This is a genomic window from Bifidobacterium platyrrhinorum, from assembly GCF_010667645.1.
In the GTDB taxonomy this organism is placed as follows: Bacteria; Actinomycetota; Actinomycetes; order Actinomycetales; family Bifidobacteriaceae; genus Bifidobacterium; species Bifidobacterium platyrrhinorum.
Window position 1 is genome coordinate 633,976 of the sequence record NZ_WHZV01000001.1, and the last position, 14,096, is coordinate 648,071.

Annotated in this window: 8 protein-coding genes and 1 pseudogene; 2 read left to right on the forward strand and 7 right to left on the reverse strand. The window is 67.2% G+C overall.

The genetic code is table 11. From position 1 onward, the window contains the following. Window positions 1-10: 10 nt before the first annotated feature. The 4 genes and pseudogenes from GFD21_RS11390 to GFD21_RS02705 form a co-directional block, all read right to left on the reverse strand. Window positions 11-725: pseudogene (locus GFD21_RS11390) on the reverse strand (helix-turn-helix transcriptional regulator); the annotation flags it as partial. Window positions 726-846: 121 nt separating this feature from the next. Next, window positions 847-2,241, reverse strand: a complete 1,395-nt coding sequence (locus GFD21_RS02695) for a UTP--glucose-1-phosphate uridylyltransferase (RefSeq protein WP_163196542.1) — start codon at window positions 2,239-2,241, stop codon at window positions 847-849. Window positions 2,242-2,438: 197 nt separating this feature from the next. After that, window positions 2,439-3,269, reverse strand: coding sequence for a pyrroline-5-carboxylate reductase (proC, locus tag GFD21_RS02700; RefSeq protein WP_163196373.1), 831 nt, complete (start codon window positions 3,267-3,269; stop codon window positions 2,439-2,441). 134 nt (window positions 3,270-3,403) lie between these two features. Then, window positions 3,404-4,900 carry an alpha/beta fold hydrolase gene (locus GFD21_RS02705; RefSeq protein WP_163196374.1) on the reverse strand — a complete coding sequence of 499 codons (1,497 nt, stop codon included), beginning with the start codon at window positions 4,898-4,900 and terminating at the stop codon, window positions 3,404-3,406. A gap of 211 nt (window positions 4,901-5,111) precedes the next feature. On the opposite strand from GFD21_RS02705, the gene GFD21_RS02710 reads away from it, so the two are divergent. Then, window positions 5,112-7,574 carry a sensor histidine kinase gene (locus GFD21_RS02710; RefSeq protein ID WP_163196375.1) on the forward strand — a complete coding sequence of 821 codons (2,463 nt, stop codon included), beginning with the start codon at window positions 5,112-5,114 and terminating at the stop codon, window positions 7,572-7,574. A gap of 65 nt (window positions 7,575-7,639) precedes the next feature. After that, window positions 7,640-8,413: a response regulator gene (locus tag GFD21_RS02715; RefSeq protein ID WP_163196376.1), complete on the forward strand. Its 774-nt coding sequence runs from the start codon at window positions 7,640-7,642 to the stop codon at window positions 8,411-8,413. Between the two features lie 93 nt (window positions 8,414-8,506). Here the strand turns inward: GFD21_RS02715 and GFD21_RS02720 are convergent, their stop codons facing one another. The 3 genes from GFD21_RS02720 to GFD21_RS02730 form a co-directional block, all read right to left on the reverse strand. Continuing rightward, complete coding sequence (locus tag GFD21_RS02720) at window positions 8,507-11,185, reverse strand: ABC transporter permease (protein ID WP_163196377.1); 2,679 nt, start codon at window positions 11,183-11,185, stop codon at window positions 8,507-8,509. Between the two features lie 35 nt (window positions 11,186-11,220). After that, window positions 11,221-12,093 carry an ABC transporter ATP-binding protein gene (locus GFD21_RS02725; RefSeq protein ID WP_163196378.1) on the reverse strand — a complete coding sequence of 291 codons (873 nt, stop codon included), beginning with the start codon at window positions 12,091-12,093 and terminating at the stop codon, window positions 11,221-11,223. 356 nt (window positions 12,094-12,449) lie between these two features. Beyond that, a complete protein-coding gene (locus tag GFD21_RS02730) occupies window positions 12,450-13,766 on the reverse strand; it encodes an O-acetylhomoserine aminocarboxypropyltransferase/cysteine synthase family protein (RefSeq protein ID WP_163196379.1) in 1,317 nt (438 codons plus the stop codon). Window positions 13,767-14,096 lie beyond the last annotated feature (330 nt).

Consider the following 14,096-nt stretch of genomic DNA (forward strand, 5'->3'; position numbering starts at 1 on the left):
TTCAGGCCCTCGGCGGACTTGAGCCGACGATGGAAGGCATCGGCGGCCTCCTGCGGGCTGACGATGGAAGCGCCCGGATGCTCGAGCACATACATGGCGAGGTCGTCGGAATCGGTGTAGGCCACATTGATGTGCTCGCCGTCCACATCGATGGTGGCGGCGAACCTGCGCGAATCGATGACCTTCACCAAGGCGTCCGGGATGGTCTGGGTTCCCAGACCCGGGGCGATGGAATCCAGACCGAGGCCCGGAATCGGGGTCTGGGGCACGCGCGGGGCCGTGCGCGAGACGTGGCTGCTGGATGCTGACTGCTCATGCTCGCTCGACATGGACATCGACCGGGCGAGGTAGTTCGCCGCCGCCAGCACCGACATGTCCTCCGGCTCGAAGCGCAGACGCACGCGCGGTTCGTCGCCGAGTTGCAGACGGTAGGAGGCGAAATCCTGCCCCTCCGACTTCGAGGAGTACTCGGGCTGGCGCGATTCGATGGCGATGCCCATGGCCGCGAGTTTGGCGCGATCCCTTTGGAACTGCTTGGCGAACGCGGCCTTGGCGGCCTGATCGGCAAGCTCGCCGTAGGAATCGGCGTACGCCTTCACACGTTGTGCGATCTGGCGGGAGGTGAGCCACTGGGGGAAAGCGGACGACAACACGGCCAAGACATCAAGCTCGTGCTTGCCCCACTTGTCCGAAAAACGCCGCCTTCCGGTACTACCCTCTGCCATTAGTCCTCACGTATCGTTAAGGTTAATTCTCAACTGCGCGTTATGCGCAACCTCCATCCATATTACGGTGTTTTTCGCGCGACCGGTGTCTTTTTACGAAAATTGGACCCGTTTTTTGCGCTCAGATCCAATCATCGGGCTCGATGCCCTGCGGTCCGACGTATTCGCCGTTGGGCACGTAGCGCGCGTCGTCCTTGTCCTCAAGCCGCGCGTCGCCGAACATGATCACGTCGCGACCGAAGGTCCAGTCGCCCTCGATGGTCACCGAATTCGCCGCGGCGAGAGATGGCACGTTGTAGGGGAAACGCTCGTCGAAGTCATGGATGTTCTTGTAGTAACGCGGGTCGAGCGTCACGTTCGGGAAGATGTAGTTGCCGTCCTCCATCTCGTAGGTATCCGTCAAATGGAAGCGGTCCGACCGCATGATGAACAGGTCGTCGGTGGTCTTGACGGGCAGGAAGCGCATGCGGTCCACCTGCACGCAGATGGCGCCCTCGAACAGCCCGATCGCCGCGCCCATCGCGGTCTCGAGCTGCAGCACGGGCGTGGTGGAGGAATCCGTCGGGTCGACGGTCTTGTGGTTGCGGATCACGGGCAGGGGCAGCACGCCGTCATGCTCAGCGAGCAGCGCCTTGAGCGCGTCCACGCGCACCCATATCGAGTTCGTGTTGAAGTAGGGGTGCTTGTCGATGTTCTGGGCGTCGGCCTTGTCGTCGGGATGGACCTGGCTCATCTCGCGCAGCATGAGACGCCCGGTCCTGCGGTCGCGCACGATGTGGCCGCCCTTGCGGTCGGCTTCGGTGCGGACCGCGACCTCGACCATGAACGGCGCGCCGGTGTCCTCGAAGTGCTGGGCGAGCGTGCGGGACGGCCGTGCGCCCAGATTGTCCGAGTTGGAGATGAACAGGTATTCGAAGCCGTGTTCCTCGAGCTTGTCGAGCAGACCGGACTCCCAGATCGTGGAGTACAGGTCGCCATGCCCCGGCGGGCACCATTCGAGATCGGGGTTCTCCGGGAAGGAGACCGGCTCGCCGGTGGCGATGTCGATCTTCGGCTCGACGTGCTGGATGATCTCCATCGGGATGTTCTCCTGATGGAACTTGCGGTTGCGGTGCAGCACCTTCATCGTGTCCTTGGAGGTGCGGAACGAGTTCATGAGCGTCAGCGGCAGCTCGACGCCGAGACGCGTGCGGGCGGTGAGCACCTGGCCGAGGATGATGTCGATGAAACGCATCTGCTTGGCCTTGTGGCGGCGCACCGGCAGCAGCGACTTCGCGCAGTCAAGGCCCATGGAGGTGCCCAGACCGCCGTTGAGCTTGAGGAAGGCGGTCTTGGCGAAGGCGTGCACCGCCTTGTCGTGGTCGATCGTCTCGTAGACGTCGTGGAAGCTCGGCACGCCGGTGAGCGGTTCGACGTCCGCCTCGCGGATCCAGCTGGAGGCTTCCTCGTTGCGCCAGACATCGTACAGGTGTCGGAACTGGCTGATGGCCATCTCACTCATGCCATGGTCGCGCATCTTGGCGGCGGACTGATCGAACACGTCGGACACTTCTGCTCCTTCATGGGGTGTTGCAACTCCTGCCCAGTGTAGTGGATGACGCCGCTACATGCCCGCACGGGGGTATATGAGGGGTGGAGGATTCGTGAACATGGCGCGACCGCATCACCCGGAGCGGATATTGCGGTCGCGCCATGCCCGCACGCTCCGGCCGATCATTCCATGATCGCGTCGACGCCGTCGATCACCGTGCCGCGGAACCCGTCCTTCTCCAGCTTGCACACGCCCCGGATGGTGGTGCCGGCGGGCGAGCAGACGGCGTCCTTCATGGCCCCCGGGTGCTCGCCGTGCGCCATATGCAACGCGCCGACGCCCTCGACCATCTTCGCGGCGAGACGGTATGCGGTGGCGCGCTGCAGCCCGTATTTCACGCCGGCGTCGCCGAGCGCCTCGACGTACATGGCGGTGAACGCGGGGGCGCATCCGGCCACGACCATCGCGATGCCCATGTGCTCGGTGTCGACACGTTCGATGAGGCTGATCGGCGAGAACAGCTCCTCGAACGTCTCCGTCTCCTCGTCGGTGAGCGTGTTGGCGGATTCGGTGACGAGCACCCCCTCCCCGACGGCCATCGGCGTGTTCGGGATCGTGCACTGGATGTGCACGTCGGGGCGGTCCGCGTCCCCGTCGGCGGCCGCGCCGGAGAACAGGCCCCGGTATTTCTCCAGGTCCCATCCGGCGGCGATGGACACGACGATCCTGCCGGGCCGGGCGAGTTCCGCGGCGAGCGGCCCCACGACGGCTTCGATCTGATACGGCTTGACCGCGACGACGACCACGTCGGCGGCCGCGACGACCTCGAGCGGGTTGCGCAGCGGCCGCACGCCCAGTTCGGCCGTGTTCTTCTCGAGCTTGTCCCAGTGGGCGGCGCAGGCGACGATCTGCCCGCCACGCACGACGCCCGCGTCGACGAGTCCCCGTGCGATGGCCCGCGCCATGTTGCCGTATCCGATGAATCCGATGGTGATGTCGTTCAGATCGGTCATATCCGTTTCCTTCCCTGTCAAGTTCGATCGATGCCGGTTCGGTACGATGCGTACGATTATGGCCCCGCGACGTTTCCTATGCGCTTCGCGCCCATCGCGGGCGGCAGGTCCCGCATCCATCGTCCTTTCGCCGGTCAGCGGAACAATTCCTCGAGATCCCCCCTGTTCAGCGCCTCGTCCCACAGGTGGCGGAACACGACCGGGCCATGCAGGCCGTCGTGTTCGAACTCGTTCGTCGTCCAGTAGTGGCTGTTGCCGACGCGCGACAGCGTGTCGAGCTGGAGTCCCGAGTCCACGTACATGTCGTCGAAGTAGACGGCCGCCTGCAGCGGCACCTCGTTGCGGGCAAGCTGCGCCTCGTCGTAAATCACACCGAAACGTGTGTCCTCCATGAGCACATCCATCGCCGCCTTGAACGGGCGCAGCGCCGCCTCCTGCTCGAACATCCACGGGAACATCGCCTCGCCGGTGAACGTGAGCGGCCGCTCCCCCGCGCCGAATTCCGGCCTGGAGTCGCGTACGCGCTGCGCCGCCCAGCGGATCGGCCGCTCCAATTCGCCGTTCGCGTAGATGAACTCCTGCAGCGGCCAGTAGAGCGGGCGCGACGAGGTGGCGTTCATCATCTTGGCGAGGAATTCGTCGGACAACGTCGCACCGCCGGCCGGAGCGGAGCCGTCGCCATCGGCGAACGCGTCGTCGAGGATCCAGTGGACGCGTTCGAAGCTCGGCTTCATGCCGAAGTCGGAGCCGAGGCATTGCAGCCGTTCGACGGTGAGCGGGTCGCCGTTGGGCAGCAGCGGGAACCCGTGCGCGGCCATGCCGGCAATCATGCCGAGTCGGCGTCCGATGCCGTCGGAGGACATCGTCTCCGGCATGGTGTCGGCGAGGCGGGAGGCGAAGTCCCGTACCTCGGCGACGGTGGGCAGCATGTCGGCGAGCGCCGCCACACGCTCCATGTCCTGCGGGTAGCGTTCGTAGAACTGCCGGGTTTTGCGCGCCATGCGCGGGAACGTGTGTTCGTAGACTTCGGTGGCGTCGGCGGGCACGTGCGGGATGCCGCCGGTGGTGAAGCTGGCGGTCACGCCCTGCGGGTAGAGGGACAGGTAGGTGAGGGTGAGGAATCCGCCGTAGCTCTGGCCCAATGTCACCCATTTGCGGCCGCCGAATTCGGTGCGGCGCAGGTGTTCGAAGTCGCGCACGATGGAGTCGGCGAGGAATCGTTTGAGATAGTCGGCCTGTTCGCGTGCGGCGGTGATCGAGGAACCGGCTCCGTCGCCGTCATGCGCGGCGGCGATGCGCGTCATCGTGTGCGTGTCGACGCGGTTGGAGCGTCCGGTGCCGCGTTGGTCGGGCAGGATGACGCGGAAGTGCTTCGTGGCCTCTTCGATCCACCCGTCGCTGGTCGTGTTCAGCAGGCGCGGGCCGGCGCCGCCGGGGCCGCCTTGGAGGAAGACGAGCAGAGGCAGGTCGTCGTGCACGTGTTCGGGCGTGGTGACGACGCGGTAGAAGAGTTTGATGGCTTTCCCGTCGAATCCCTTGCCGGGTTCGTGGCCGGCCCAGTCGAGCGGCACGTCGATGGACCGGTCCTCGATGTGCAGTCCGGGCACATAGTATTCGTTGAGCAGTGTCATGCGTCTGTCTTCCTTCCCTCCGCCGATGCGCGTTCGATCGCGTATGCCACGTCCACTGTACCCGGCGTCGGCCCGTCGTCCGACTTATGCCCATGGGGGTATTCGCCGGCCGTCCTGTTGCGCGCATCCTCTCCCCGGTTTTCCCGGATTCATCCCCTGGCATGATGGCGGTATGCCGCGGACGCGATAGCCTTGGGGCATGGGTGTTGGGATGGGACGTATTGTGGCGTGGGGCCGCTCGCATGTGCTGGCCGTGGATGCGTTGCTCGCGTTGGCGATGGCGGCGTTCTGCCTGCTGCTGGCGAGCGGCACCGATCCGGGCACCGTCCCGGCGCTGCTGTTCCCCACGACCATGCGCGCCATGCGTCTGTGGTCGATCGTCATCCTTATGCCGGCGACGATGCGGCGGTGGCGGCCCGAGATGGCTTCCTGGCTGTTCGTCGCGCTGTGTGTGGCCCATCTCGTGTTCGGGCCCGCGGTCACGTACGCCGATCTCGTCTCTCTGCCGATGCTGTATTCGGCGCTGCTGTACGGCGATCCGCGCCATACGCCGCGTTTCGTCGTCGCCGCGTTCTCGATGGGCGCGCTCGTCTCCGGCGTCTGGGCGTTTGCATTCAATCTGGGGCCGTTGTTCGATGGGGCCGATGGTTGGTCGGCATGGCCGCCGACAAGGATGGCCATACCGGCCATGCCGACGTGCCGTTCGTCGACCAGCGGCGTGTTCGGCGCACAATCGACGAGCTGCGCCGGCGGGATTGCGATCGATACGGTGATTCTGTTCCTGCTCGTTTCGGCGTGTCTGGTCAGCGTGATCATCATGGCGTTCTGGCAGCGTGCTCGGCTGGCCACGCTCAGGGCCATTCGCGAGCGCAACGAGTCGATCGCCGCGCGCGAGGTCGAGGAGACGCGCATCGCACGGCTGGCGGAACGTGCGCGCATCGCCCGCGACATGCACGATGTGGTGGCGCATACCCTGTCTACGATCATCGTCCAGTCGGACGGGGGACGGTATGCCGGCGCGCACGATCTCGCCGTGGCGAAACGTACGATGACGACGATTCGCCGCGAGGCGGCGCACGCCCGGCGCGACATGCACCGGCTGTTCGATGTATTCGGCGGATCGGCCGGCACCGGCTACGCGGACATCCCCGACCTGTTCGACGGCCATCCGCCGGTCGCGCGTCATGTGGACGGCGACGCGCGCCCCGATCGTCTCTCCCCCGATGCGGATACCGCCGTGTTCCGTCTCGTACAGGAATCGCTGTCCAACGTGCGCAAGCATGCGGGTGACGGCGCCCGTGTGACGATGGACGAGACCTGGGGTTCGGACGCGTTGGGAATCGTCATCCATGATGACGGTATGGGAGCGTCCTCCGCCGTCGACGGGCATGCGCCCGGATATGGTCTGGTCGGCATGCGCGAGCGCATCGTCGCGACGGGAGGCGACGTCGAAGCAGGACCGTCGCCCGCAGGCGGGTTCACGGTCGCCGCGACGGTTCCGCTGCTGCCCGACCGTCGGCCCACCCGCGTGAATTCCGACGACTCCGCGAGGTCCGACGACGCCGTGCCGGCGGCCCTGTCGAAGCTGCATGCCGATCTGGCATCGTTGCGCTCACGTCTGTCCGGCATCGACGTGGACGCCGATGGCGTCGTATCCGGCGGCGCGGCGGGCATGACGCGCATCGGACGGATGGCGTGGTGGACCGAACGGCACTACCTGTTCATGGATATGCTGACCGCGGCACTGCTGACGCTCATGTTCCACACCGCGACGTTCAACGATTCGGGGCTGGCCTCCGCCACGTTCGCCTCGCTGCCGGCGAGGCGCGCGGTCGCCGTGGCCGTGACGGCCGCCTTGCTCGCGCCGTACGCGTTCCGTCGCCGGTTCCCGGAGTCGGCCGCCCTGGCGATGGCCGTCATGTCCGCCGTGGAATTGCTGTTCGCCCCCTCCACGCTCGCCGTGAACGTATTCGCGTTGGCGTCGGTGTACTCGGCGGTGCTTTACGGACGCGACAGTGCCTGGCGCTGGGTGCTGGGCTGTGCGGCGTTCGATTCGTTGCTGTTCGGAGCCCGGGTCGTGACCGGGCGGGCCGGCTATGACTCGCTCGTCCAGGCGCTGCTGCAAGGCGACGGCGGCGAACCGGCCTGGGAGGTGACGCTCGGCGGGCTGCTGGGCGGCGGCATGGTGCTGCTGGTGTGTCTGGCATGCATGGCGATGGCCGAGTGGCGCCGTTCGAGCGGATCCGACGTGTTGGTGCTGCGGCAGCGCGAGGAGGCGCTGCGCGCCGAGGAGGATCGTCGGAAGGTGCTTGCGGCGAATATGGAACGCGAACGCATCGGCGCCGCCATGCGTTCCGAGGTCGCGGCGACGCTCGGCACGGTCATCGACCGCGCCGACGAAGGATTGGCGATGCTCGATGGGACACCCGTGCCTTCGCCGGAACGCATCGCCGCATCGTTCTCCGACATCGGCGCGCAGGGGCGCGAGGCGTTGGCGCGCATGCGCAAGCTGCTCGCCGTGCTGCGCGAGACCGGGTTCAGTGACAAACCCCATGAACACGCCGAGGCGGACATGCTGCTCACGCCGATGGCGCCGTTGAGCGACCAACTGGACGACCAATTGGACCGACGGCCGAACGGCTTCCACCGGAATCGATCCGGCCGGTCCGACTGATTCGGGGAAGAATCAGGGTCCAAGGCCGCCCGCCGGATTCGGGACACCGGGTAGGGTGGTTCGGTATGAGTGGGAACGACAGGATTCGCGTGGTCATCGCCGACGATCAGGAGCTGGTGAGGGCCGGGTTCGCCATGGTCATCGGCTCGCAGCCGGACATGGACGTGGTCGGGCAGGCCGGCGACGGCGGCCGGGCCGTGGCATTGGCCGAACGGCTGCACCCCGATGTGGTGCTGATGGACGTGCGCATGCCCGGCATGGACGGCATCGAGGCCACACGCCGCATCATCGCCGCCGACGCCGCCGCGGACGCCGGCACGTCCGGCGCCGACGACGCGTCCCCACGGGAGCATGCGACGCACGTGGTCATCCTCACGACGTTCGACCTGGACGAATACGTGATGGCGGCGATCGACGCCGGTGCCTCCGGCTTCCTGCTGAAGGACGCGGAGCCGGAGATGTTGCTCAATTCGATCCGCACCGTGTACCGCGGGGACGCGGTCATCGCGCCGTCCGCGACGAAACGGCTCATCGAGAGGATGTTCGCGGACGGGCACGCGTCCCGACCGGCGACCGGCTCCCCGACGCCCGACACCTCCGACGGCCGCGACGCCGATGCACGCCCCGTCTACACCGATCCGGAGCTGGAACTGCTCACCGACCGTGAACGCGAGGTCCTCGTCGAGGTCGCGCACGGTCTGAGCAATCAGGAGATCGCCGACAAGCTGTTCATCAGCCTGCCGACCGTGAAGACGCATGTGGCGCACATCCTCGCCAAGATCAACGCGCGCGACCGCGTGCAGGCGGTGGTGTTCGCCTATGACAACCGGCTGGTGTGAGCGGATCGGCGACGGAACAGAAAGAACGACGGGACCGCCGGACGGCATGGTCCATGGCCATGGACCATGCCGTCCGGCGGTCCCGGTTTTCCGTCAGGCTTCGGCGAGCGCCTCGACGGGCGGGGTGTTCGCGGCGCGGCGCGCGGGCAGGAGACTGGCCAGGAGTGCGGCGAGAGCGGAGACGGCGAGGACGGCGCAGTTGGTCTTCCATTCGAAGGGCATGGCGACGGTGCCGTAGAGGCTGAACACCATGGTGGAGCCGAGCCAGCCGAACAGGGTGCCGAGCGCCACGCCGGCCACGCCGGAGACGAGCGACAGCAGGAGCGCTTCGACGGCGAGGGACCGGCGCAATTGGCCGCGGGTCATGCCGATGGCGCGCAGGGTGGCGGATTCGCGGGTGCGTTCGATGACGGACAGGCTGAGCGTGTTGGCCACGCCGATGAGGGCGATGAGCACGGCGACGGCGATGAGGCCGACGAGCAGGGCCATCATGGCGTCGATGCTGGTGTCCCACATGTCGCGTTCGGCGATGGGGCCGGTGACGTTGGCGTCGGGGATGGCGCCCAGGGCCTCACGGACTCCGTCGATGACGCCGGCGACGCCGTTGGGGTTGGCGTCCGGATCGGCGGTCATGAGGAGGATGCGTCCCTGTTCGGTCAGGTCGCCGTCGGCGAAGTGGCTGGCGGCGACGAAGGCGACGGCGTCGTGGTCGGAGGAGACGCGCCGGTAATCGGCCTGGACGACGGTGAGATCGAGTCCGGACGCGCCCGCGGCGCCGGTGGAACCGGTATCGGCGGAACCGGCACCGGCGGCGAAATCGGCCGTGTGGGTGCGGCCGAAGTCGATGTCGGCACCGCTCAAGGCGTGACGGGGCATGAGGACGTCATGGTCGTTCAGGGTGACGCCGGTCAGGTCGGCGTGCATGACCTTCGCGAGGCCGTCGAGGTCGGGGATGCCGACGATGAGGACGTCAATGCCGTGTCCCTGGTCGTCGGTGACGTGACGCAGGGCGGTCGGCGCGTCGAGGACTCGTCCGACGCCTTCGACGCGACGCACCTGCCGGCTCTGCTCCTCGGTCATGCCGGTGCCCGTGGCGATCATGTCGACGCTGTAGCGGGTGGCGAGCGCATCGGCCATGGTGGTCTTGGCGCTGGCGGCACCGGTGGCGATGGCGGAGACGAGGGTAACGCCGATGAGGAGGGCGGCGCCGGTGGAGGCGACCCTGCGCGGGTTCTTCTGGATGTTGGCATGGGCGATGGCGGCGCTGGGGCCGGTCGCGGCGGCGAGAGCGCCGGCGCCGCGCATGAGGGCGGGCATCCAGCGGACGGCGGAGACGACGAGCGCGGTGAACGTGAGCGCGCACCCTCCCATGGCGGCGAGCAGGACGGCGGGATAATGGTCGGTGGCGAGGGATTCGCGTCCGACGGCGGACAGGTGCGTCTGCCAGACGCCGAACGCGCATGATGCTATGCCGACGGCGAGCATGAGGATGGAGAGGACGGTGCGCACGTGCCCGCGATGTGCGGTTTCGGTCAGTTCGATGGGACGCAGCGCCTCGAGCGGCGTGACGGCGGTGGCGGCGCGTGCGGGGCCGAGGGACGCGATGACGGTCATGACCATGCCGAAGGCGACGGGTACGGCGATGACGGGCCAGGTGACGATGAGGCGCATGGGCGCGCCGGTGGTCTTCATGACGCCGGTGGCGCACAGCAGTGCCATGAGTCCGATGCCGAGCGCGACGCCGAGCAGCGAGGCGATGAGGCCGAGGATTCCGGCTTCGCAGAGGACGGAGGCGTACAGTTGGCGGCGGTCGGCGCCGATGGTGCGCAGCAGGGCGAGGATGCGCCGGCGCTGGGCGACGAGCACCTGGAACGTGTTGGCGATGACGAGCGCGGCGACGAGCAGGGCGAGTACGCCGAAGCTCATGAGGAACGTGGTGACGACGCTGGTGCCGTTGGCGCTGAGGGATTCCACGGCGAGCCGGTCGGCTTCGTCGCGGTCCACGAGCCGGCTGTATCGGGGCAGGAGACGCCTGATGGCGGCCGTGTCCGCCTGGGAGTCGAGGTCGAGGTAGACGGATGTGGCGGCGACCTGATCGAAGTCGGTGACGCCGTTGGCATAGGCCATGAGGTCGTCGGAGAGGATGGAGGCGCCGCCGTCGTACGCGTAGGCGCCGTTGGGGTCGTCGGTCAGCCCCGTCACGCGCGCTTCGACGCCATTGGCGAGGTCCCGGCTTTCGTCGGTGTTTCCGGCGTTGTTTCCGGCGGCGTTCGCACGGGGGACGACCCGCACCGTGTCGCCCACGTGCAGACCGAGTTGTCCGGCGACGCGTTCCGGCAGGGCGATCCCGTGGCCGTCGACGGGCCGGTCGCCGTGTGTGACGGTCACGGGCAGCAGGCTCGTCTCGCCCGTGTTGATGGCATGGCTGGTGGCGTGGCGGGCGCCGTTGGACAGTCCGATGTCGGCGACGGTGACGGCGCGCGCGCCTTCGACACCTTCGACGGCGCGCATGCGGTCGAGATGGTAGTCGGCCACGGTGCGCGAATACGCTTCGTCGGTCTGCGCGTCGGTGGGATGTTCGGGCAGGTCGGTCAGGACCATCGCGTCCGCTCCGGCGTAGATGGCGGTCTGCTGGCGAATGAGGGAGTCGTTCATGGCGTTGCCGAACAGGAACGTGGAGGCGATGAACGCGGTGCCGATGAGCACGGCGACGCCTGCGGGGATGAGCATACGGGCGGTTTTGCGCATGAGGTTCACGGTGATGCGGAACATGGGTCGTCCTTGCTTGCGTAGGTCGGTTCGTTCGGTCAGCGGGCGTGGCGGTAGGAGCCGGCACGGTGCGCGCCGGCGTGGGCGGCGGCATGGGTGTCCCGGACCGCGTGGGACCGCCGCGGCGGTGCCGGCGGTTCGGTGAATGCCGACCGTTCTTCGGTGGCGAGCGCGGCCCGTCGTTCCGTCATGAGCAGCTGGTTCATGCGGTCGGCGGTGGGGTGGGTTTCGTCGGCGACGATGCGGCCGTCGGCGAACACGATGGCGCGGTCGGCGTATGAGGCGGCGACGGCGTCGTGCGTGACCATGATGATGGTCTGTCCGAGCTCGTCGACGGATCGCCTGAGGAATGCGAGTGTTTCGGCGCTCGACACGGAGTCGAGGTTGCCGGTGGGTTCGTCGGCGAACACGAGGGATGGTTTGGTGATGAGCGCGCGGGCGATGGCGACGCGCTGCCGCTGGCCTCCGGACAGCTCGTTCGGACGATGGTCCAGGCGTCGTCCGAGCCCGAGCGTCCCGACGAGCAGGTCGAACCATGCGCGGTCCGGTTTGGCGCCGGCGAGCGTCAACGGCATGAGGATGTTCTGTTCGGCGGTGAACATCGGCAGCAGGTTGAAGCTTTGGAAGATGAATCCGATGCGGTCGCGGCGCAGCAGGGTGAGCTGCCGGTCGTTCATGCGGGTCAGATCGCGGCCTTCGAAGATGACGTGGCCGGAGGTCGCCGAGTCGAGTCCGGCGAGCGTGTGCATGAGCGTGGATTTGCCGGAGCCGGACGGCCCCATGATCGCGGTGAACCGCCCCTTCCCGAAGCTCACGTCCACGCCGCGCAGCGCGTGCACGACGTTGTCGCCTTCGCCGTAGTCCTTGGTCAGTCGAATCGCCTGGATGGCGGGGGTCGTGGTCTCGTCCACGTCGTTGCTCCCATAGTCGGGCCGGACCCGTTGTCCGGCGTATGGTCCACACGATATGGGTTTTGTCCCGCGCGCCCCATCGTACGCGGGGATGGTTCCGGCTTGGTGCGCGTCATCCCCGAGGATGATGCGCGGGCGGGACACGGCGTCCGGACGCACCGTGTCATGCCCGCCCGTCTCGATGCGCGTCGTCGCGCAACGCAAAAAGGGCGGTGCACGACGTGGAATCGTCGTGCACCGCCCTTTGTCGGGCTTGCCGCCCGGGAGCCTTCCCTGAAGAATCACCTGCCGTCACATCGCCGCGTCATGACCCGCGGCGACGCCCCTTCATACGGACGGGGACCTTCGGGCGGGGCTCACTTGGCGAGGCCGGAGGCGCGGACGGCCTCGAAGCCGCCCTTGAGGTCGTCGAGGATGTCCTCGATGTTCTCGGTGCCGATGGACAGACGGATGGTGCCCTGGTGGATGCCCTGGTCCTCGAGCTCCTCCAGCGTCTCCTGGGAGTGCGTGGTGGAGGCCGGATGGATCACCAGGGACTTGGCGTCCGCCACGTTGGCGAGCAGGCTGAACAGGTGCAGGTTGTCGATGAAGACGCGCGCCGCGTCCTTGCCACCCTTGATGTCGAACGTGAAGATGGAGCCGGCGCCCTTCGGGAAGTACTTCTTGTACAGCTCGTGGTCCGGACGGCCTTCGATGCTCGGATGGGAGACGGACTCGACCTCCGGCACGGTCTGCAGGTATTCGACGACCTTGAGCGCGTTCTCGACGTGGCGCTCGACGCGCAGGGACAGGGTCTCGGTTCCCTGCAGCAGCAGGAACGCGGCGAACGGGCTCAGGGTGGCGCCGGTGTCGCGCAGCAGGATGGCGCGGATGCGGGTCACGAACGCGGCGCCGCCGAGCGCCTCGTAGAAGTTGAGACCGTGGTAGGACGGATCCGGCTCGGTGAGGGTCGGGAACTTGCCCGGGACGGCGTTCCAGTCGAAGTTGCCGCCCTCGACGATCACGCCGCCCAGCGTGGTGCCGTGGCCGCCGATGAACTTGGTGGCGGACTCGACCACGACGTCGGCGCCGTGCTCGAGCGGACGGAACAGATACGGGGTGGCGAACGTGTTGTCGACGATCACCGGCAGGTTGTGCTTATGGGCGATCGCGGAGATGGCCTCGAAGTCCGGCAGGTCGGCGTTCGGGTTGCCGAAGGTCTCGAAGTAGACGAGCTTGGTGTTGTCCTGGATGGCGTCCTCGAACTCCTGCGGGTTCTCGGCGGAGACGAAGGTGGTGGTGATGCCGTCGCGCGGCAGGGTGTGGCGCAGCAGGTTGAAGGTGCCGCCGTAGATGTTCTTCGCGGCGACGATGTGGTCGCCGGACTGGGTGATGTTGCGCACCGCGTATTCGACGGCCGCGGCGCCGGAGGCGACCGCCAGGCCGGCGGTGCCGCCTTCGAGGGCGGCGATGCGGTCCTCGAACACGCCCTGCGTGGAGTTGGTCAGACGGCCGTAGATGTTGCCCGGGTCGGCGAGGCCGAAACGGGCCTCGGCGTGGTCGAAGTTGTGGAAGACGTAGGAGGTGGTCGCGTAGATCGGCACCGCGCGGGAATCGGTGGCCGGGTCGGCCTGCTCCTGGCCCACGTGCAGCTGCAGCGTCTCGAAACGGTAGTTCTTGTTCTTCTCGGCCATGGTGTGTGCTCCTTGTCGGTTGGTCGCGAGGTCTTGTTCTTCGCCACCCGCCTGCCGTGTTTCGGCGGTTGGCGAGGTGTTGGTTATGAAAGTACGCGCGGCAGGCGGCGCGGCGCAAGCCGAGCGTTATCACGGTTGCCTATAGACCCTTATAACCCGTTGGAATCATTGGGGTTCAAGGCTCCCGAATCGTCTCTTCCCGCTGTTGGAAACATCACGACACGCCGAATGGAGGGGGCCGTGCGCCGATGCGTCCGGCAGCGTGTACGTCCTCTTGGACGCTGTGCCGCATGCGCGGAAAACGCACGGCCACCGTTCATGTATCTTGCA